This is a genomic window from Streptomyces sp. NRRL WC-3618, assembly GCF_001280005.1.
Classification (GTDB): Bacteria; Actinomycetota; Actinomycetes; order Streptomycetales; family Streptomycetaceae; genus Streptomyces.
Genome location: NZ_LGDW01000490.1, coordinates 12,989 through 32,683, shown reverse-complemented (window position 1 = coordinate 32,683; position 19,695 = coordinate 12,989). Strand labels below are relative to the sequence as shown.

At 68.6% G+C, this 19,695-nt stretch carries 21 protein-coding genes; 17 read left to right on the top strand and 4 right to left on the bottom strand.

The window, feature by feature from the left end; genetic code table 11:
* Positions 1–194: 194 nt before the first annotated feature.
* The gene (locus ADL01_RS43250; RefSeq protein WP_199835129.1) at positions 195–611 is read left to right on the top strand and encodes a hypothetical protein; all 417 of its coding nucleotides are present in this window, start codon (positions 195–197) and stop codon (positions 609–611) included.
* Positions 612–624: 13 nt separating this feature from the next.
* Positions 625–1,173, top strand: a complete 549-nt coding sequence (locus ADL01_RS45135; protein WP_159049760.1) for a hypothetical protein — start codon at positions 625–627, stop codon at positions 1,171–1,173.
* A gap of 282 nt (positions 1,174–1,455) precedes the next feature.
* Here the strand turns inward: ADL01_RS45135 and ADL01_RS43245 are convergent, their stop codons facing one another.
* From ADL01_RS43245 to ADL01_RS47070, 3 genes are read right to left on the bottom strand one after another with little or no spacing between them, the layout of a single operon-like run.
* Positions 1,456–1,995 carry an ATP-binding protein gene (locus ADL01_RS43245; RefSeq protein WP_078961050.1) on the bottom strand — a complete coding sequence of 180 codons (540 nt, stop codon included), beginning with the start codon at positions 1,993–1,995 and terminating at the stop codon, positions 1,456–1,458.
* Positions 1,884–2,297, bottom strand: coding sequence for a hypothetical protein (locus tag ADL01_RS43240; protein WP_199835131.1), 414 nt, complete (start codon positions 2,295–2,297; stop codon positions 1,884–1,886). Before ADL01_RS43240 ends, ADL01_RS43245 begins: the two co-directional genes overlap by 112 nt.
* The gene (locus tag ADL01_RS47070) at positions 2,294–2,647 is read right to left on the bottom strand and encodes a hypothetical protein (protein WP_053746941.1); all 354 of its coding nucleotides are present in this window, start codon (positions 2,645–2,647) and stop codon (positions 2,294–2,296) included. Before ADL01_RS47070 ends, ADL01_RS43240 begins: the two co-directional genes overlap by 4 nt.
* A 414-nt stretch (positions 2,648–3,061) precedes the next feature.
* Between ADL01_RS47070 and ADL01_RS39615 the strand changes: the two genes are divergently transcribed.
* The 12 genes from ADL01_RS39615 (at position 3,062) to ADL01_RS39560 (ending at position 17,241) form a co-directional block, all read left to right on the top strand.
* A complete protein-coding gene (locus ADL01_RS39615; RefSeq protein ID WP_053746939.1) occupies positions 3,062–3,820 on the top strand; it encodes a GntR family transcriptional regulator in 759 nt (252 codons plus the stop codon).
* A gap of 401 nt (positions 3,821–4,221) precedes the next feature.
* Positions 4,222–4,542, top strand: coding sequence for a 50S ribosomal protein L21 (gene rplU / locus ADL01_RS39610; RefSeq protein ID WP_006374708.1), 321 nt, complete (start codon positions 4,222–4,224; stop codon positions 4,540–4,542).
* 14 nt (positions 4,543–4,556) lie between these two features.
* Positions 4,557–4,811 (top strand): 50S ribosomal protein L27, encoded by a 255-nt coding sequence (gene rpmA, locus ADL01_RS39605; RefSeq protein ID WP_006374707.1) that lies wholly within the window; start codon positions 4,557–4,559, stop codon positions 4,809–4,811.
* A gap of 120 nt (positions 4,812–4,931) precedes the next feature.
* Positions 4,932–6,368: a GTPase ObgE gene (obgE, locus tag ADL01_RS39600; protein ID WP_053746938.1), complete on the top strand. Its 1,437-nt coding sequence runs from the start codon at positions 4,932–4,934 to the stop codon at positions 6,366–6,368.
* Between the two features lie 229 nt (positions 6,369–6,597).
* Positions 6,598–8,148, top strand: a complete 1,551-nt coding sequence (locus tag ADL01_RS39595) for an alkaline phosphatase D family protein (protein WP_053746937.1) — start codon at positions 6,598–6,600, stop codon at positions 8,146–8,148.
* 165 nt (positions 8,149–8,313) lie between these two features.
* Positions 8,314–9,816 carry a bifunctional cytidylyltransferase/SDR family oxidoreductase gene (locus ADL01_RS39590; protein WP_053746936.1) on the top strand — a complete coding sequence of 501 codons (1,503 nt, stop codon included), beginning with the start codon at positions 8,314–8,316 and terminating at the stop codon, positions 9,814–9,816.
* A 134-nt stretch (positions 9,817–9,950) separates the two neighbouring features.
* Positions 9,951–11,984: a hypothetical protein gene (locus tag ADL01_RS39585; RefSeq protein ID WP_053746935.1), complete on the top strand. Its 2,034-nt coding sequence runs from the start codon at positions 9,951–9,953 to the stop codon at positions 11,982–11,984.
* 106 nt (positions 11,985–12,090) lie between these two features.
* Positions 12,091–13,218 carry a glutamate 5-kinase gene (proB, locus tag ADL01_RS39580; protein WP_053746934.1) on the top strand — a complete coding sequence of 376 codons (1,128 nt, stop codon included), beginning with the start codon at positions 12,091–12,093 and terminating at the stop codon, positions 13,216–13,218.
* Positions 13,219–13,416: 198 nt separating this feature from the next.
* Positions 13,417–13,881, top strand: coding sequence for a hypothetical protein (locus ADL01_RS39575; protein WP_053746933.1), 465 nt, complete (start codon positions 13,417–13,419; stop codon positions 13,879–13,881).
* Between the two features lie 119 nt (positions 13,882–14,000).
* Positions 14,001–15,287, top strand: coding sequence for a glutamate-5-semialdehyde dehydrogenase (locus ADL01_RS39570; protein WP_053746932.1), 1,287 nt, complete (start codon positions 14,001–14,003; stop codon positions 15,285–15,287).
* 129 nt (positions 15,288–15,416) lie between these two features.
* Entirely contained in the window at positions 15,417–16,049 is a 633-nt protein-coding gene (locus tag ADL01_RS39565; RefSeq protein ID WP_053746931.1) for a hypothetical protein, read from the top strand.
* 121 nt (positions 16,050–16,170) lie between these two features.
* The gene (locus tag ADL01_RS39560; protein WP_053746930.1) at positions 16,171–17,241 is read left to right on the top strand and encodes a hypothetical protein; all 1,071 of its coding nucleotides are present in this window, start codon (positions 16,171–16,173) and stop codon (positions 17,239–17,241) included.
* Between the two features lie 30 nt (positions 17,242–17,271).
* On the opposite strand, the gene ADL01_RS39555 is transcribed toward ADL01_RS39560, so the two are convergent.
* Positions 17,272–18,378: a M48 family metallopeptidase gene (locus ADL01_RS39555; RefSeq protein WP_053746929.1), complete on the bottom strand. Its 1,107-nt coding sequence runs from the start codon at positions 18,376–18,378 to the stop codon at positions 17,272–17,274.
* A 101-nt stretch (positions 18,379–18,479) separates the two neighbouring features.
* Between ADL01_RS39555 and ADL01_RS45585 the strand changes: the two genes are divergently transcribed.
* The 3 genes from ADL01_RS45585 to nadD all read left to right on the top strand — a co-directional run bounded on the left by ADL01_RS45585 (position 18,480) and on the right by nadD (position 19,692).
* Positions 18,480–18,641 (top strand): hypothetical protein, encoded by a 162-nt coding sequence (locus ADL01_RS45585; RefSeq protein WP_199835128.1) that lies wholly within the window; start codon positions 18,480–18,482, stop codon positions 18,639–18,641.
* Positions 18,642–18,758: 117 nt separating this feature from the next.
* On the top strand, positions 18,759–18,923 hold the full coding sequence (locus ADL01_RS45580) for a hypothetical protein (protein ID WP_199835126.1): 165 nt from the start codon (positions 18,759–18,761) through the stop codon (positions 18,921–18,923).
* A gap of 67 nt (positions 18,924–18,990) precedes the next feature.
* Positions 18,991–19,692, top strand: a complete 702-nt coding sequence (gene nadD / locus ADL01_RS39550) for a nicotinate-nucleotide adenylyltransferase (RefSeq protein WP_053746928.1) — start codon at positions 18,991–18,993, stop codon at positions 19,690–19,692.
* The last annotated feature ends 3 nt before the right edge of the window (positions 19,693–19,695 follow it).

Genomic DNA, 19,695 nt, shown 5'->3' with positions numbered 1-19,695 from the left:
GTTCAGACCCCACCTGATCGACGGCTGCCTCGCCGGAACCGGCCTGATCATCGAACCCTGGTAATCACGCACCCGGACACTACGAGTTCAACCTGAGTAGCGACGGCAACAACCCCCCACAACCATAGACACCCACGCACTTCACCGGACCAGCAAACTGCGCTTGACCTGCGAAAAAGCAGGTAGAGGGGTCCGTGCAGCACACGTACTATGTGCTGGCGGGGGCTACGTCGGTCCTGGTCCACAACTGCAACGGGGCGAAACTTGATCTGACTTACAAGCCCGATTGGTCACCGGAGCAGATCGCGGCGGCTGATGAAAAGGTTGCTGCTCTGAATTCGGCTCCGCAGCTCATTGTGACCAAGGTTCAGCGATCAGGGAGCGCCGCTGATGTCTGGCGTCGAGCTGGAAATCAGACGGTCGCCGGATCTGATATCGACCACAAGATCGATCTCCAGCTCGGTGGACTCGACGAGGCCGGCAATATGTGGCCACTCGATAGTTCGGTAAACCGAAGTCTCGGGTCGCAGATATCGGCACAACTGAAAAAGCAAGGACTGCAACCAGGCGATTTGGTGTGCAGTATCTCGATCACAGTCAGAACATGTTAGGTGGGGCAGGGCCATGCAGTTGCGTGACGTGGACGTCTCTCAAGCTGTGGCGACCAGCGCTGGGCTGTTTGGCGTCTGGTGCGCGAGCGCCTTCGAGCATGTCAACGAGCTGGAGCAATGGGAGAACGAGGTTGCCGAAGACTCAGCTCTCGAACGTCAGATCTTGGCTGGTGCTTTCGTTCCAATCAACATCGGCGGCAACGGGGCGTTCCAGATCGCGGTGCGCGGTGTGGAAGCTGCGGGAAATCTGAGTGAACGGGAGCGGTTGTCTCTACTAGTTTCCTCCGAGCCCTATCTCCTTGTCTCAGATGGCGTATTGGAACTCGGCGGGATTGAGGCCGTAGGAAATTACACCGGTGCGGAGAAGGTGGAGATTCGACTCGATAGTGGTAGGTACGCTGCAGTCGTTCATCTGGTGGATTGGCAAGCGGAGCCCGGTAGTCGTGGAGCTGATGGAAATCCGTCTTCGGGGGCTCTTCCGGACTTCATTTTGGAGATCTTCACTGATGTCCATGGTGAGCTGAAATGCCGAACAAAAGTCGAGACGTTCGACCGGCCGTAGTTGAAGAATCCACGTTGCTGTCACCACAGCTTTGACGGGCAACGGGCAGCGGACGAAGGAGCCCCGACCGGGGTATCTCGGTCGGGGCTCCGGTGCGCTCGTACCCGTCGCGTCAACCAGCGGGTGGACGCGACCGTCGATGCCCCCGACTACGTCGTTCAGCGCGTACCGACGGCGCACTGCTCAAGTTCGAAGACCCGGTTTGGCTCCTCAAACCGGGCCCTCGGGCAGTTCGTCGCTGCCGGGCCCGTGCCCCTTGGCGTTAGCGCCGCTGAGGTCGGCTTAGCGGTATCCCGCCCCGATCACGGCGCAGACGGTCAGGCCTCCATCCACCCGTCGCTGCCCCCAACAGGTGGCCAGCGCCTCGATGATCAGGAGTCCGCGCCCGTGTTCCTGGTCCGACGGCGGGCTGCTCGGTTCGGGCACTCGCCGGTGGTGATTCCGCCGGCCTCGGCCCTCATCGGTCACGCTGATGACGGCTGCTCGGGCCATGCGTGCCAGGGTGACTGTGACCGTCCTGCTGGCGCTGTGCTCCAGGGCGTTCGCCGTCAGTTCGCCTGTGACCGTTTCGAGGTCGTCCACCACCGTTCTGGGTAGTCCCCACGCGCGTGCAGTGTCCCTGACGTAGTGCCGAGCGGCGCTCGCGGAGGCCAGGTCTCCGCCGGGGAACGAGCGCAGTCCGAGCGCCTGGGGTACGGCGGGCCTGTACGTCAGGATGTCGTGGATGGCCTTGATGGGCGGTGGCGCGGCACATGACCCCTCAGGGAGAGCCGACGCCGCCGGTTGGGGCAAGCGGCACTGGACTCCCCAGCGCTGAGCCACTCCCCACGGCCGAGCCGAGTGCCTCGGCTTTCGGCGATGAGTAGCGCGTCACGAAGGCCGTCGGCCAACTGAACCGCTAGCAGCCGGAGTTCACCGATGGACACTTCCGGTGCCGCTGCCACCTCCCGCGCCCTGCCCAGCAGCCGACCCGCGAGGCCGAGCTGTACGGCCTCGATCTGGTCCGCGTGCCGCGACAACACTCCGGTGTTGGTGCCAGTGCCGTCGGCGAGGAGGTAGCACTGCTTGTCATCGGTGCCGGTCCAGGGCAGGAGTCGTAGATGGGGAAGGTGGTCGTACGTCACGCCACCTCCAGCCGCGTGTGGACGTCACGGGTGTCGAGGTCGATTCCGTACGTGGTCCACCACAGCGTGTCGCGTCGCAACCGCTGGAGCCGGGCCTGCTCCTCGCGCTCGTAGATCGTGAGGTAGGGACGGACGAGGGGGGTGGCGGTGCCGTCGAGAGGCTCGTACCAGAGGCGGACCGTAGGGGCGATGGTGGGGTGTGACGTCCCGGGCTGGGGTGCCGTCGGCGCGGCGGAGGGGACGGACCATCCCAGCGCTACAGAACCCGCAGCGGCCCCAGGACGGTGCCTCCCGTGTGGAACGAAGAAAGCTCGGATGCGGTCAAGTGCTTGAGCGATCGCATGGAGCATCTATTCAACTCCTCTTCTGAAGGCTGGTGTTGGAGTCTCCGGCTGGGCCGCCGTCGTCGACCTCGACCCAAACTGTCGCTCCGTGCTCACTCGCGTCGTGGCCATACCGGTCGGCATCAGCGAGGACCGCGAGCAGCGAGCGACGCCGAAGGTCGCTGAGCCGGTCAGGAAAAGGGACCCTGACGTGGATCAGGTCGGCGAGTTCTTCGATGACCGCCTCACGTCCGGTCAGTGCCGCGAGCCTGGCGGCCAGCGCGGCAGCTCGCGATGTCGCAGAGCGCACGAAGAAGGCCTTCCGTAATGGAATGGATGCATAGAGTAGTGCTACTTAAGTAGCTTCTACCTCATGCAGTAGCTTGTCAATGTCGTTGGATTAACTCGCCGCCCCACGGCAGAGGAACCGGAGAGTTGCCCATGCCTCGCGAGGCGCCGTACTTGCAAGTAGCCGAGTCCCTGCGTGTGCGGATCCTTGCGGGAGAGTGGGAAGTTGGTGCGCGGCTGCCTTCTGGTGCTCGGCTCGCCGAGGAGTACGGCGTCGGGCGAAATGTCACGCAGCGCGCCATGGACCGGCTGATCGTCGAAGGGGTCCTGGAGGGGCGCGCCGGGTCAGGCACGTACGTCCGCAAGCCGCGCGAGCGAGTGCGGATGGTCCGCTCCCGGCATCGCGAACATCGGGGCGGCTCCCCCTTCCGTGCGGACATGAACGAACGCGGCATGACCGGTACCTGGGAGTCCCACAGTCAGGCCCGCGTGCCCGCCCCCGACTCCATCGCCGAGCGGCTCGCCATCAACCCCGGTGATCCGTGCGTGACCACGCGATACGAATTCCTGGCCGACGGTCAGCCGGTCCAGCTCGCCACTTCCTGGGAGCCCATGGCCATCACGGACCGGACACCGATCGTGCTGCCCGAAATGGGCCCACTCGCGGCAACGGGCGTGGTTGAGCGCATGCGATCCATCGGCGTGGAGATCGAAACCGCTGTTGAAGTGCCACGTCCCGCCCGGGCCACGCAGACTCAGGCGAATCTCCTCGGAATCAGCCTGGGCGACCTGCTGCTTTCGATCGAGCGGACCTACTACGACGCGGACGGGCGCCCCGTGGAGACAGCGGACATCGTCGTTCCGGATGTCCGCTGGGAAGTGGCCTACGAATTCGGGCTCGACCGGCCGTAGCCGTAGCCGCAGACGCGAGAGCTGTCAGCGGCTCGCTTGGCCCTGCCATGGTCAAGCAGGTGGCGGCGAGGAGGGTGCGCGAATGGGCGGAGGAGCGGCCTCGGACAGGTGGCCTGCCCGCCCTGTGGGAGCCGGCCGAGGCACAGCCCGAGCAGTGTCGCCGGGTGGCGGAGTTGCTCGTCGGACAGGAGCAGCGAGCCAGGGCCCGGTTTGACCCCTCAGGCCGGGCCCCGTAATCTTGAGCGTCGGCATGTCCATAGTTTGTCCATGACGTGCCACATCCCCGTAAACCTTCATCCTCCTGAGCACCGGGCATTTCGGTGCGGCGGGAGAGGCCACTCGCTTCTGTCGGGCGGCTGGACTGCGGGGGTGTCGTTCCCGAGCGAGAGAGTGAGACCCGCGTGTACGCCATCGTGCGCAGCGGTGGTCGCCAGCACAAGGTTGCTGTCGGCGACATCGTTGAGGTTGACAAGATTTCCACTGCCAAGGTTGGCGACACGGTCGAGCTCTCGACCCTGCTCGTTGTCGACGGCGACGCCGTGACCAGTGACCCCTGGGTGCTGGCCGGGATCAAGGTTCAGGCCGAGATCGTGGACCACCACAAGGGCGTCAAGATCGACATCCTTCGCTACAAGAACAAGACCGGTTACCGCCGTCGTCAGGGCCACCGCCAGCAGTACACGGCGATCAAGGTCACTGAGATCCCCGCGGCTGCGAAGTAAGGGACTGAGGAGAGATGGCACACAAGAAGGGCGCATCGTCCACCCGGAACGGTCGCGACTCAAATGCTCAGCGGCTCGGCGTGAAGCGCTTCGGCGGTCAGGTCGTCAACGCCGGTGAGATCCTGGTCCGCCAGCGTGGCACCCACTTCCACCCCGGCGCGAGCGTCGGCCGTGGCAAGGACGACACGCTGTTCGCGCTGGCCGCCGGTGCGGTGGAGTTCGGTACCCACCGTGGGCGCAAGGTCGTGAACATCGTTCCGGTCGCCTGATCGGTTCTTTCGAGAGGCGGACCTCACTTCCCGGACGGGAAGCGGGTCCGCCTTTCGCGTGTTTCAACTGAGCAGACACTTCTGCGCAGAGATTTCCGTACGTAACTGGAGGCACATCCCATGACCACCTTCGTGGACCGCGTCGAGCTGCATGTCGCCGCGGGTAGCGGAGGTCACGGCTGTGCCTCCGTCCACCGTGAGAAGTTCAAGCCGCTGGGCGGGCCCGACGGCGGCAACGGCGGGCGCGGCGGTGACGTGATCCTCACCGTCGACCAGTCCGTGACCACGCTGCTCGACTACCACCACTCCCCGCACCGCAAGGCCACCAGCGGCAAGCCCGGCGAGGGCGGCAACCGGTCCGGCAAGGACGGGCAGGACCTGGTGCTGCCCGTGCCGGACGGGACGGTCGTTCTCGACAAGGCGGGCAACGTGCTGGCCGACCTGGTCGGGCACGGGACCTCGTACGTCGCCGCGGAGGGCGGGCGCGGCGGGCTCGGCAACGCCGCGCTGTCCTCGGCCCGGCGCAAGGCGCCCGGCTTCGCGCTCCTCGGTGTGCCCGGGGGGTTGCAGGACATCGTCCTCGAGCTGAAGACGGTCGCCGACGTGGCGCTCGTGGGGTATCCGAGCGCCGGCAAGTCGTCGCTGATCTCGGTGCTGAGTGCCGCCAAGCCGAAGATCGCCGACTATCCGTTCACGACGCTGATCCCGAACCTGGGTGTGGTGACCGCGGGCGCGACCGTCTACACGATCGCCGACGTCCCCGGACTCATCCCCGGTGCCAGCCAGGGCAAGGGGCTCGGGCTCGAGTTCCTGCGGCACGTCGAGCGGTGCAGTGTGCTCGTGCATGTGCTGGACACGGCGACGCTGGAGTCCGAGCGTGACCCCGTCTCCGACCTCGACATCATCGAGGAGGAGCTGAAGCAGTACGGCGGGCTGGGGGACCGGCCGCGGATCGTGGTGCTGAACAAGGTCGACGTGCCGGACGGACTGGATCTCGCCGAGATGGTGCGGCCCGAGCTGGAGGCGCGGGGGTACCAGGTGTACGAGGTGTCCGCCGTCGCCCATATCGGGCTGAAGGAGCTGTCGTTCGGGCTTGCCGAGATGGTCGGGCAGGCGCGGGCCGCCAAGCCCAAGGAGGAGGCGACCCGGATCGTCATCCGGCCGAAGGCCGTCGACGACGCGGGCTTCACCGTCGTCCAGGAGGAGGACGGGCTGTTCCGGGTGCGGGGCGAGAAGCCGGAGCGCTGGGTACGGCAGACCGACTTCAGCAACGACGAGGCGGTGGGTTATCTCGCCGACCGGCTCAACCGGCTGGGTGTCGAGGACAAGTTGATGAAGGCGGGGGCTCGGGCGGGCGATGGCGTGGCCATCGGTCCCGAGGACAACGCCGTGGTGTTCGACTGGGAGCCCACGGTCATGGCGGGGGCGGAGATGCTGGGGCGGCGTGGCGAGGACCACCGTCTCGAGGAGCCGAGGCCTGCCGCGCAGCGGCGGCGGGATCGGCAGGCGGAGCGGGACGAGGCGCAGCAGGAGTTCGACGACTTCGAGCCGTTCTAGATCCAGCAACTGTCGGCTGGCTCCGGCCAGTTCCAGGTAGCTCAGCCGGTTCCAGGCATGTGCGGTGGGCGGCGGGGGCGGTTTTCCGCCTCCTCCGCCTCCTCCGCCTCTGCTGTCCCATCGCCGGAAGTATGATCTTCCCCTGATTCAGGCCTCGGGGGTCTCCGGTTCATCGCGCCGTGGGAGCTTGCGTAGGTCCAAGAGACCTTCCAGGCAACGGAGTTCGTGGATGAGTGGAGTTGTTTCGCGCGGTCGGCGCCGGTTTCTGACCGCGGGTGCCGCCGCCGTCGGGGCCGCCACGTCCGGGCAGGTTCTGATGGCGGGGACCGCCCGCGCCGCGCAGACTCCGCTGCCCGCCGGGGTGTTCAGCCTCGGAGTCGCCTCCGGGGACCCGCTGCCCGACGGCATCGTGCTGTGGACCCGGCTCGCCCCCGATCCGCTCCACGGTGGTGGGATGCCCGCCAGGGCTGTCGCCGTCGAGTGGCAGATATCCGAGGACTCCCGGTTCAGGCGGCAGGTCCGTCGCGGCTACGCCTGGGCCCGACCCGAGTACGGGCACAGCGTGCACGCCGACATACGGGGGCTGCGTCCCGACCGGCACTACTGGTACCGGTTCCGGACCAGCGGGCAGCTCTCGCCGGTCGGGCGCACCCGTACCGCTCCCGCCGCGTCCGCCGCGGGCAGCCGGCTGCGCCTCGCGCTCGCCTCCTGCCAGAACTGGCAGCACGGCTACTTCACGCCGTACGCCGACATGCGCGCCCAGGACCCGGACCTCGTCGTCTTCGTGGGTGACTACATCTACGAGTCGACATCCCCGATCGTCAGCATTCGCAATCACGAGGGCACCGGCGAGCCGTTCAGCCTCGTCCAGTACCGCAACCGGTATGCCCAGTACAAGAGCGATCCGCACCTCAAAGCGATGCACGCCACCGCGCCCTTCGTCGTCACCTTCGACGACCACGAGGTCGACAACGACTTCGCCGGGGACAACCCTCAGGATCCCGACAAACAGTCCCCCGAGGCATTCCTCGCGCGGATCACCGCCGCCTACCAGGCCTACTACGAGCACATGCCCGTACGCGCCACGTCCGTGCCCAACGGGCCCCACATCCGGATGCACCGGCGGCTCGACTTCGGGCGGCTCGTGCGCCTCAACGTGCTCGACACCCGGCAGTTCCGCAGCAACCAGGCGACCAGCCAGGCGGGCGCCCAGGACCCGGCGATGACGATGCTCGGTGCCGAGCAGAAGCAGTGGCTGCTGGACGGGCTGCACGGGTCGCAGGCGCAGTGGAACCTCATCGCCTCACAGATCATGATGGCCGAGACCGACCTCAAGATCGGCGACGGCAAGAAATGGTTCTACGACGCCTGGGACGGCTACCAGGTCGAACGCAACGCGCTGCTCGCCGAGTTCGTCCGCGTCAAAAACCCCGTCGTCCTCAGCGGCGACCGTCACGTCACCATGATCAGCGACCTCAGGCGGGACTTCGCCGATCCCCGCTCGGCGGTGGTCGGTGCCGAGTTCGTCGGTACGTCCATCTCCAGCGGCGGGAACCCGGACACCGCCGCCTTCCGCCGGATGATGGACCCGCTCAGGGCCGACAACCCGCACTGGAAGGTCACCGACAACCACCGCGGCTACCACCTCTTCGACATCCGGCCCACCGGTATCGACGCCCAGGTCCGGATAGCTGACACGGTGACCAGGCCCACCTCGGCCTCCCGGACCCTCGCCAAGCTCCGTGTGGATGCCGGAAGGCCGGGAGTGCGGAAAGTCTGAGCGAGGGAAAGGGCCGGAATTTCTGTGCCGTTACTCACAACTCACAGAAATTCCGGTGGCAGTCCCCGGTTGTTCATATTTGCCTCGCCGGGCGCTCACCTTGCACTGCGGTAACCGCAGGTGGGACGATTTCAGGGTTCTCCGTTGCCCCGAGGTAGGTCGCCCGTGTCCCAGCGCAAAGCCAAGCCCCGTACCACCGCCGTCGTCCTCGCGGGCGGCACCGGTCAGCGGGTGGGTCTGTCGATTCCGAAGCAGCTGCTGAAGATCGCTGGCAAGGCGGTCATCGAGCACACCCTGAACACCTTCGAGCAGGCGGAGTCGATCGACGACGTCATCGTGCTGATGGCGCCCGGCTACGTGGCGGACATCGAGAAGATCGTCGCCAAGGCGGGCTTCAGGAAGGTCACCCGGATCATCGAGGGCGGTGTCACCCGCAACGACACCACCGAGCGGGCCATCGAAGCCCTGGGGGAGGGCCTGGCCGAGGGCGAGGACCGCAACGTCCTGTTCCATGACGCCGTACGGCCGCTGCTGTCTCAGCGGGTCATCGACGACTGTGTGGCCGCCCTCGATCGGTATCAGGCGGTCGACGTCGCCATTCCCTCCGCCGACACGATCATCGTCACGCGCACCCACGGTGACGACGGTGAGTTCATCACCGAGATTCCCGACCGCTCACGGCTGCGGCGCGGCCAGACGCCCCAGGCGTTCAAGCTGTCGACCATCCGGCGGGCCTACGAGGTCGCGGCCGGCGACCCCAACTTCCAGGCCACGGACGACTGTACGGTCGTACTGCGGTATCTGCCGGACGTACCGATCCATGTCGTCGCGGGCGACGAGTACAACATGAAGGTCACCCAGCCCGTCGACGTGTTCATCGCCGACAAGCTCTTCCAGCTCGCCTCCGCCGCCACGCCGGAACAGATGAGCGAGGAGGCGTACGGCGAGCTCCTCACCGGTAAGACCCTCGTCGTCTTCGGCGGGTCCTACGGCATCGGCAAGGACATCGCCGAGCTGGCCGAGGGGTACGGCGCCAAGGTGTACGCCCTCGGGCGGTCGACCACGGGTACGCACGTCGAGAACCCGGAGGAGGTCGACGACGCGCTGTCCAGGGCGTACTCCGAGACCGGGCGCGTCGACTACGTCGTCAACACGGCCGGCGTACTGCGGATCGGCAAGCTCGCCGAGACCGACAACGCGACCATCGAGGAAGCGCTGAAGGTCAACTACCTGGCCCCCGTGCAGATCGCCCGTTCGGCCTACAAGTACCTCGCCGAGACCAAGGGGCAGCTGCTCCTCTACACCTCCAGCAGCTACACGCGCGGCCGGGCCGAGTACAGCCTCTACTCCTCCACCAAGGCCGCGATGGTCAACCTCACCCAGGCGCTGTCCGACGAATGGGCCGCCGACGGCGTCCGCGTCAACTGCGTCAACCCCGAGCGCACGGCCACGCCGATGCGCACCAAGGCCTTCGGCCAGGAGCCCGCGGGGTCGCTGCTGTCCTCCGAGGCGGTGGCCCGTACGTCGCTGGACGTGCTGCTCTCCGAGCTGACCGGGCATGTCATCGACGTCCGCCAGCAGGACCCGACGGCCGAGGCCGGCCGGGCCTCCGGCTTCGAACAGGCGCTCGCAGGCGTCCTCGACCGGCAGAACGACGACCTGGCATGACGGCGAGTTTTCGGCTCTCGACATAAAGGCCACGCGGAAAACACAAAAACCACAGAAACCGTCGGACAGACCCCCAGAGTATTCTCAGATAATTCCCGGATCGTTCCCGGGTATTTCCCAGATACAGGTTCTCCTTGATTTCCACTGCAATGCGCGTCGCCCGAGTGGGCAGCCCGGCCGAACTGGCTGCGGCGGTCCTCATGTTGCTGGGCTTCCCCTGTCTCATGCTGGCCGCGCTCCTCCCGAGTGTGCCCGCCTTCGCCGTCGCCGCCGCAGTGACCTACCTGGCGGACCACTATCTGCACCACCGGGGCAGCTATCTGGTCAACCGCCTCAGCAAGGTGCGGGCGGGTGTCTCCATCCGGTTCCTGGTCCGAGAGCTGCTGGTGCTGCTGCTGCTGGCCCGCCTGGACCTCTCCAGGGACGTGATCTTCTACGCCGCGATCGCCTGCTTCATCGCGTTCTACGGCTTCCAGGCCCCGCACGGCGCCCTGATCACGCTGATCCGCAACCGCCGCCGGATGCCGGTCGCCACCCGCAACGTCGACCTGGCCTCGCGCATCGCCATCCCGGATGCTCCGCCGCGCTTTCTCCTGGACCGCTCCACCGAGAAGATGGTCCACCTCGACCTGGCCGCGCTCACCGGCATCCTGGTCACCGCCGAGACGGGCTCGACGGTGTTCGGCATGACCGGCGTCGGTGTCACCCTCGGACTGGCGTTCCTGTACGTGGTCGTCCTCGCGCCCTACGTCCGGGGCCGCCGCATCCCGCCGGACGCGGAGACGGTGCTCGCGGCGACGGACGCGTGGCTGCGGGAGTACCGGCCGCAGACGGTGCTGTACTTCTCCGGCTCCAAGGACTCGGTGTACCAGGTCAACATGTGGCTCGAGACGATGGAGCAACTGGACACCCGGCCCCTGATCGTCCTCAGGGAACGCGTCATCCTGCAGAACCTCGCGCCCACGACCGTCCCGGTGATCTGTGTGCCCGGCGGCATCCATCTGATGAACCTGGACCTGCGCACGGTCCGGGTCGCGCTGTACGCGGCGAACGTCGGCAAGAACATCCACCTGCTGCGCGTACCGACCATGAAGCACGTCTTCATCGGGCACGGCGACAGCGACAAGATCGCCAGCGTGAACCCGTTCAGCAAGGCCTACGACGAGGTGTGGGTCGCCGGGCGGGCCGGACGCGACCGGTACGCGATCGCCGACGTGGGTGTCCGGGACGAGGACATCGTCGAGGTCGGGCGGCCCCAGCTGGCGCCCATTCGCGCGTCGCGGGCGGTGCCGGAGGCCCAGGTCCCGACCATTCTGTACGCCCCCACCTGGGAGGGCTGGGACGACGACCCCGGCAACACCTCCCTCCTCCTCGCCGGCGAGAACATCGTGCGCGAGCTGGTGGCGGCCGACCCGCCCGTCCGTGTGCTGTACAAGCCGCACCCCTTCACCGGCACCCGCAGCGACGAGGCCAAGGCCGCCCACGAGCGCATCACCGCGCTGGTGGAGAAGGCCGCCGTCGAACGGGCCGCCGACCCGCGCTTCCTGGGCGACGCCGACGAGCAGACGCGGGCCAGGACCGACCTCGCCCGTATCGAGGCGCGCCTCGCCGAACTGGCCGGGCCCGCCGGTGAGAAGGGCGACGAGGCGGAGGCGACCCGGGACGGGGTCGTCGACGGGGAGCGGCACGAGGAGATCGCGAAGCTGCGCACCGAGTGGAACGACGCGTACTGGCGTTCGTTCGGCGCCGGGGAGCACCGGGTCGTCACGGGCGCCGAGCCACGGCTCTACGACTGCTTCAACGTGTCCGACGGGATGGTCTCCGACATCTCCAGCGTGGTCTCCGACTTCATCGCGAGCGGCAAGCCGTACGCCGTGACGGACTCGGCGGCGCTGGGCGCCGAGGAGTTCAAGCTGCAGAACACCGCCGTACGCGCCGCCGTGATCCTCACCAACACCGCCGCGGAACTGGGGCAGTTGCTGGCCGCGGTGCGGGACCCGGCGGCCGATCCGCTGGCCGGTGAGCGCGCCGAGCTCAAGCAGTATCTGCTCGGGCCCGACGAGCCGCCGTCCATCGAGCAGTTCAACACCGCCACGGCGGACCTAGCGGTGAAGGCCGAGGCGCGCAACGCCGGACAGAAGCGGCAGGCGGCGGCCGCGCGTACCTGAGGGGGCGCGGTGGCGGGGTCCGCCCACTGGACGAATGCGCACCCCCGCCCCCGTTCGCGTAAATTGCCCGTCAGCGCAGCCGGGCGACCCGAGGGGACAGAACGCAGTGGCAGGGGCAAGGCAGGCCGTCGCAGAGGCCCACAGGATTGTCGTCAAAGTGGGTTCCTCGTCGCTGACCACCGCGACCGGCGGCCTCGACGCCGACCGGGTCGACGCGCTCGTCGACGTCCTCGCCAAGAGTCGCAGCGGCGGTGAGAAGGAGATCGTTCTCGTCTCCTCCGGCGCCATCGCCGCAGGTCTCGCCCCTCTCGGCCTGCGCCGCCGCCCCAAGGACCTGGCCCGTCAGCAGGCCGCCGCCAGCGTCGGGCAGGGACTCCTCGTCGCCCGCTACACCGCCTCCTGCGCCCGCCACGGCATCCGCGTCGGCCAGGTGCTGCTGACCTCCGACGACACCAGCCGCCGCGCCCACCACCGCAACGCCTCGCGCACCCTCGACAAGCTCCTCGCGATGGGCGCGCTCCCGGTCGTCAACGAGAACGACACCGTCGCCACGGACGAGATCCGCTTCGGCGACAACGACCGCCTCGCCGCCCTCGTCGCCCACCTCGTGCGCGCCGACCTCCTCGTCCTGCTGTCCGACATCGACGGCGTGTACGACGGCGACCCCAGCAAGCCCGGTACGGCCCGGATCGCCGAGGTGCGCGACCCGTCGGACCTCGCCCACGTCGACATCGGCAGCGCGGGCAAGGCGGGCGTCGGCACCGGCGGCATGGTCACCAAGGTCGAGGCCGCCCGGATCGCCGCCGCCGCCGGTATCCCGGTGGTCCTGACCAGCGCGATCCACGCCGCCGACGCCCTCGCGGGCCGGGACACGGGCACCTACTTCCACGCCACCGGCAGACGCTCCGCCGACCGCCTCCTCTGGCTCCAGCACGCCTCCACCCCGCAGGGCTCGCTCACCCTCGACGACGGCGCGGTGCGCGCGGTCGTCGAGGGGCGCAAGTCGCTGCTGCCGGCCGGTATCGCCGCGGTCGAGGGCGAGTTCGTCGCGGGTGACCCGGTCGAGCTGCGCGACAGCGCGGGCCACGCGATCGCACGCGGGCTCGTCAACTTCGACGCCAAGGAGATCCCCCAGCTGATCGGCCGCTCGACGCGCGAACTGGCCCGCGAACTGGGCGCGGCGTACGAGCGCGAGGTCGTACACAGGGACGACCTCGTCATTCTGAATCCGTAGGGCAACCCTTCGGGCGCGTTGACCCTCTTCTTCACCGCGGTACCGGCAAAGGCCGAAAACAGGGGGAACGCCCCGCAAATCCGCCCGCCGTGAGGTGGACGTTCCGCAAAAGTGCCCCAAGAAGCGTGCGTACCTGCTTCTCTCTGTTTCAGGGAGATTCCGCACGACCATCGGGTAAAGGAGGCCGCCGTGAGACGAGTGCGCCCTGGGGCGGGGGCGTCCCGCGGTGGAACCACCTCCCGCAAGGTGGGCGAGGAGCGCGCCCTGACCAGCGTCGCGGCCGGTGCCCGCTACGAGGAGACGTACGAGGAGCCGAAGGACGTGCCGCGCCTGTGGCATGTCACGCTCAGTGTCTCCGGCGCCGAGGCCCCGCTGAAAGAGGTCCGGCGAGGCCTCGAACAGCTCGCCCACGACCATCCCTTCCTGCTGACCAGCAGATACGCCAACGACCACGCGGAGATCCGCTACTGGGAAGAGGCCCGCGACCTGCACGACGCCGCGGCCGTCGCCCTGCGCCTGTGGGGCGAGCACCGCCAGACCGCGCAGCTGCCGCCCTGGGAGATCGTCGGCCTGGAGGTCATCGACCGCGAGACCTACCACTACCGCATCGCCGAGGGCTTCGGCCCCCTACCGGCGACCCCGGTGGGCGTCCACCCCTTCTAGGGCCCATCCCTTACGGGCCTGTCCCGCGCGGAGGTCACCCGTTTGCGGGGTCTCAGGGGCGTGTCTCGGGGTTTGGGATAGCCGCTGGACGGTTCGGCGCGGCGCACTACGCTTCCCTCATGACCACGCTTTCGCCGTACGACTCGATGTCCCCGGTCACCCGGGCCGCCTACCGCGCCAAGGCCGCCGCCGCCGACCTCGCCCCCCTCCCGCGGGCCGAGAAGGACGACGCGCTGCTCGCCATCGCGGACGCGCTGGAAGTCCGTACGAGCGAAATCGTCCAGGCCAACGCCAAGGACATCGCCCGCGCGCGCGAGGCTGGCACCAGCGAGACGGTCGTCGACCGGCTGACGCTCACCCCGGAGCGGGTGCGCGCGATCGCCTCCGACGTACGGGACGTGGTGGCGCTGCCCGACCCGGTCGGCGAGGTGGTCCGCGGCTCCACCCTCCCCAACGGCATCGACCTGCGCCAGGTCCGCGTCCCGCTGGGAGTCGTCGGCATCATCTACGAGGCCCGCCCGAACGTGACGGTCGACGCCGCCGCCCTCTGCCTCAAGTCCGGCAACGCGGTCCTGCTGCGGGGCTCGTCCTCCGCGTACGAGTCGAACACCGCGCTCGTACGGGTGCTGCGCGACGCCGTCGGAGGGGCCGGGCTGCCCGCCGACGCCGTGCAACTCGTACCCGGCGAGGGCCGCGAATCCGTGGGGGAACTGATGCGCGCCCGCGGTCTGGTCGACGTACTCATCCCGCGCGGCGGCGCCTCCCTGATCCGGACCGTCGTCCAGGAGTCGACCGTCCCCGTCATCGAGACCGGCACGGGCAACTGCCATGTGTACGTGGACGCGCACGCCGACATCGACATGGCGATCGAGATCCTGATCAACTCCAAGGCCCAGCGCCCGAGCGTCTGCAACTCCGCCGAGACCCTCCTCGTCCACCAGGACATCGCCCCCGAGTTCCTGCCGCGCGCGCTCGACGCGCTGGCCGAGGCCGGGGTCACCGTGCACGCCGACGAGCGCGTGCTGGCGTACGCGAAGGACTCCAAGGCCACGGTGGTCGAGGCGACCCTGGAGGACTGGGAGACCGAGTACCTGTCGTACGACATCGCCGCCGCCGTCGTCGACTCGCTGGACCGGGCCGTCGAGCACATCCGGCTGTGGACCTCCGGCCACACCGAGGCGATCGTGACGACCTCGCAGCAGGCCGCGCGCCGCTTCACCCAACTGGTGGACTCGACGACGGTCGCCGTCAACGCCTCGACGCGGTTCACCGATGGCGGTCAGTTCGGTTTCGGGGCGGAGATCGGTATCTCGACGCAGAAGCTGCACGCGCGCGGGCCGATGGGGCTGCCGGAGCTGACCAGCACCAAGTACATCGTCACCGGTGACGGGCACATTCGCCGCTGACAGACGCGATCCCGCGACCGGCCGCCGGGGCGCGCGAGGGCGGTCGGCGGGGGACGAAACGCATCTCATCCAGAAGCTGAATTTCCCTACCGTCTGCCCAAATTGACACCCCCGGTCTACTCTGGATGCGTGCCGGAGGACGTGGGGGGCACGCCGTTCTTCCCTGACGGCTGGGAGCCCGACGACGACCACGACCGCGGAGTGTCGGACGAAGAGTTCGCCTCCGTGGTCTTTGACGAGGCCTTCGTGCAGGCGGCCGTGGTGCACGAGCCGACCGCCGTCGAACGCCTCCTGGCCGCCGCTGAGGCGAGAGCGGAGGCATCCGAGGCCGAGGCACGCCGGGCGCACGCCCGAGGCCTCAGAGGCGACGACGAGCGCTACGAGGACGCCTTCGGGCCAGACGACCCCGGCTACTACGGCCACGATCCGGATCTGGACGACCTGGACGACGCCGAGATCCTCGAGGGCCGTTACGGCGCCGCGGGCACGCACGGCAAACAGGTCTCCCGCTGGCACCGCCCGGTCGCCTGGGTCCTCGCCCTCGTGATGGGGATCGGCATGGTCGCGCTGGCGTTCACTGCGGTCTACCGGGGGGCGTCCTCCAGCCGTCAGGACCGGGTCCCGACGCCCGCCTCGACCGGCCTTGAGCAGGGCAGCGGGACGAACGCCGGGTCGAGCATCGGAGTGAGCACCGGCGCGAGTCCTTCGGCCTCGGCCGACTACTCCCCGCCGGCCGTCTCGGCGATCCCGCGCACACCCTGACCCAAACCTGCCCGCGAGACGGCCAGTCTGCCCGTGCCCTGTTCCCGTCCTGGTGGGAACCTGTCAGAACTGTCGTGCGGCCGGGCGTTTACCGGGGCGTCCGGAGACCTACTCTGAAGGTATGGGCGGACCAGGAGACCCACCTGAGGGGACACCCGAGGCTGCCCCCGGTGGCGGCGAGGACGAGTACCGATCCGTCGTCTTCGACGAATCGTTCGTTCGCGCTGCCCGGCTCCAGGAGTTCTCCGCGCAGGAGCGCCTGGACGACCACGCCCCCGCCGTACGCCGCCGTCAGCCCCTGCGCCGGGGGCTGTCCCGGCAGGTGCTGATCCTCGTCGTGCTGATCGCCGTCGCCTTCGGTACCGCGATCTACATGGGCGTACGCAACCCCTACCAGAGCCCGATCGCCGGGCTGGCCCCCGAGCCGCTGCGGATGACCGTCATCCCGCTCGCGCCGCAGGGCGCCGTGCCCGGAGCGACCGACCCTGAACAACTGTTCGCCAAGAGCCCGGCGGCGCAGTTCGGCGTAGGAGCCGAGGGCATCGCGCTGCCCGCCACACGGCGCACCGCGCACTTCTCGGAGGGCCAGGTCGTCAGCGCGCTGACCGTCGCCAAGGACTATCTGGTCGAGTCCTCGCTCTATCCGGAGGTGCTCGCCGGCCGGGAGGTCCGCGCCGTGCGGGTGATGCTCGATCCGGACCAGCTCGACCAGTTCGACCAGAGCTTCGAGCGCCCGGCCGCCGACGCCAAGCACGAGCCCACCGGATGGCTGGTCCGTTTCGACCCCTCCCACGCCCAGCTGGCCGACGACCGGATCCGGGTGCGGGGCACCCTGCGCGCCGGCGAGGTCGACATGAGGACCCTCGAGGTCGTCGCGGACCACACCTTCGTGTACGCGCTGCGGCCGACCGGCGCCGGCCAGCGGGCGAAGGCGTCCCTGTTCACCGTCCGACGCGAGCTGCACTTCAGCTTCGACCGCGACGACCTGCGGATGCGCCAGGCCAGGCTGGTCGTCTCCTACGTCCAGGCCGGGCCCCTGTCCTGCGCCGAGGATGCCTCGGACCACTTCCGCCCGCTGCTGGCCGGCCAGACCGCCAAGGCCGGCGGGCCCGCCGGTACGGATCCGTACGCGACGGGCGGCGCGACGGCGCTGTGCGGCTCGATGGCGGCGGGGGCGCAGCCGAAGCTGTGACCTGCCGCCCGGCCGTCGGCGCCGTGCGGGTCAGTCGCCGTTCGGACTCTCGCCGCGTCCGCCGTTGCCGTTCGTGCCGCTTCCGCCGAATCCGCGCCGGACCCGGCCGCCGAGGTCGCCCGCCCCGCCAGTGATGTCGGCGACCAGCTTCATCAGCGGGTCCTTGGAGTTCTTGACGTTGCTCGCGTAGCTCGCCGCCGACTCACGGAAGGAGTCCGAGACCGAGGTGTTCTTGTCCTCGGCGCGGCGCGGGTAGTGACCGTCCATGATCCGCTGGAAGTCGCGGGACTCGGCCCACTTCTTCAGCTCGGCGGCGCGCACGGTGGTGAAGGGGTGGGTGCGCGGAAGGACGTTGAGGATCTTCAGTACGGAGTCGCGCAGGTCGCCCCCCGCCTCGTACTCCTCGGCCTGCGCGAGGAACGCGTCCACGTTCATCTCGTGCAGGTGGTTGCCGCCGGCGATCTTCATCAGGCCGCGCATGGAGGCCTTGAGGTCCTGGCCGACGAGCAGCCCGGCGCGGTCGGCGGACAGCTCCGACTTGCGGAACCACTCGCGCAGGCCCGTCACGATCGCCATGATCGCGAGGTTGCCGAGCGGGATCCAGGCGACGCGGACGGCCAGGTTGGTCAGGAAGAGCAGGATCGTCCGGTACACGGAGTGACCCGAGAGGGCATGTCCCACCTCGTGCCCGACGACGGCCCGCATCTCCTCCTCGTCGAGCAGTTCTACGAGACCGGTGGTGACGACGATGATCGGCTCGTCCAGCCCGATGCACATCGCGTTGGGCTGCGGATCCTGGTTGACGTACATCGCCGGGACCTTCTCCAGGTCCAGGATGTGACAGGCGTCCCGCAGCATGGTGTGGAGATGGCCGAACTGCTGGTCCGAGACGCGCACGGAGTCGGACAGGAACAGCAGGCGCAGACTGCGCTCGGGAAGCAGTCCGCTGAGCGCCTTGAAGACGGTGTCGAACCCGCTGAGCTTGCGCAGGGCGACCAGGGCGGAGCGGTCCGCCGGGTGCTCGTACGCACGCGAGGAGATCCCCGGGAAGAGACGGCGCTGCCTGCTGGGTACGTGCTCGTGCCCCTCGGGCTCCTCCGGCCCCTGCCCGTTGCTCTTGCGGCTTTCGTCGGACATGTGTTCCCCCATGCGTCTGGTTGCCCTATGTGCCCCCCGAAGCGGGGCCCAGCCTAGGCGGAGATACCGTGGCGGGGCAGCACACCGTAAGGAGCGATCCGATGGACCACACCCCCGTAACCGACTGGATCACCACGGCCGCGAGCGCCGCCGAGAAGCAGGGATCCGGCGATCTGCTCCGGGTCGTGCTGATCGTGATGTTCTTCGGCTGCGTCCTGACCGCGTGGTTCGTGCTGCGGGGGTACAAAAACAAGGACGACTGACACGGGCCGGAAGTTCCGCCAAGCCCTTCCTCGGAGTCGGCGTGATCCCCGTCGGGGGGCACGCTTACGATGAGCCGACGTCTTTATCCCGCCCTCACCGAATAGGTCCTGCCGAAGATGAGCTTCCACAGCGCCGCAGCCCAGTTGGTCACGTTTGCCGCCGAGGGCGAGGAGCACGGCGGCAACCACGAGAGCCTGAGCCCCTACCTCACAGGTGGCGGCGCCCTCTTCGTCCTGCTGCTCCTGTTGTGGATCACCACCCGTTTCAACCGCGACCGCTGAGTCCGGTCCAGGGGGTCCGTCGGGCTGCGGCCGGTGCTCCCAGGGCGGGCCGGTAGGGTCTGCACGCATGGGAGAGCAGGACATGCCTACGGGCCCGGCGAACAACGCCGACGACCGTCCGGCGCGCGACACGGAGAGCCGCCCGGTGCTCCGGCGCGCGACCGGCAACGGCCCGTCGAGCCCGGGCAAGCGCCGGCTCGGCGTCATGGGCGGCACATTCGATCCGATCCACCACGGGCACCTCGTGGCGGCCAGTGAGGTCGCCGCCCAGTTCCACCTCGACGAGGTGGTGTTCGTACCGACCGGGCAGCCGTGGCAGAAGACCGACCGCAGTGTGTCGCCGGCCGAGGACCGCTACCTGATGACGGTCATCGCGACCGCGGAGAACCCGCAGTTCTCGGTCAGCCGTATCGACCTCGACCGCGGTGGCCCGACCTACACCACGGACACCCTGCGCGACCTGCGCGCGCTCAACCCCGACACGGACCTGTTCTTCATCACGGGCGCCGACGCGCTCGGCCAGATCCTCACCTGGCGCGATGCCGACGAACTGTTCTCCCTCGCGCACTTCATCGGGGTCACCCGGCCCGGCCACACCCTGACCGACCCGGGACTCCCGGAGGGCGGCGTCTCGCTCGTCGAGGTTCCCGCCCTGGCCATCTCGTCCACGGACTGCCGGGCGAGGGTCGCCAAGGGTGACCCGGTCTGGTATCTGGTACCGGACGGTGTGGTGCGCTACATCGACAAGCGCGAGCTGTACCGCGGCTAGTGA

Coding starts and splice junctions, on each gene's coding strand:
- nadD (WP_053746928.1), top strand. CDS start 18,991: ATGGGAGAGCAGGACATGCCTACGGGCCCGGCGAACAACGCCGACGAC.
- ADL01_RS47070 (WP_053746941.1), bottom strand. CDS start 2,647: ATGCTCCATGCGATCGCTCAAGCACTTGACCGCATCCGAGCTTTCTTC.
- ADL01_RS45585 (WP_199835128.1), top strand. CDS start 18,480: ATGGACCACACCCCCGTAACCGACTGGATCACCACGGCCGCGAGCGCC.
- ADL01_RS39555 (WP_053746929.1), bottom strand. CDS start 18,378: ATGTCCGACGAAAGCCGCAAGAGCAACGGGCAGGGGCCGGAGGAGCCC.
- ADL01_RS39560 (WP_053746930.1), top strand. CDS start 16,171: ATGGGCGGACCAGGAGACCCACCTGAGGGGACACCCGAGGCTGCCCCC.
- ADL01_RS45580 (WP_199835126.1), top strand. CDS start 18,759: ATGAGCTTCCACAGCGCCGCAGCCCAGTTGGTCACGTTTGCCGCCGAG.
- ADL01_RS39570 (WP_053746932.1), top strand. CDS start 14,001: ATGACCACGCTTTCGCCGTACGACTCGATGTCCCCGGTCACCCGGGCC.
- obgE (WP_053746938.1), top strand. CDS start 4,932: ATGACCACCTTCGTGGACCGCGTCGAGCTGCATGTCGCCGCGGGTAGC.
- ADL01_RS39615 (WP_053746939.1), top strand. CDS start 3,062: ATGCCTCGCGAGGCGCCGTACTTGCAAGTAGCCGAGTCCCTGCGTGTG.
- ADL01_RS45135 (WP_159049760.1), top strand. CDS start 625: ATGCAGTTGCGTGACGTGGACGTCTCTCAAGCTGTGGCGACCAGCGCT.
- rpmA (WP_006374707.1), top strand. CDS start 4,557: ATGGCACACAAGAAGGGCGCATCGTCCACCCGGAACGGTCGCGACTCA.
- ADL01_RS39595 (WP_053746937.1), top strand. CDS start 6,598: ATGAGTGGAGTTGTTTCGCGCGGTCGGCGCCGGTTTCTGACCGCGGGT.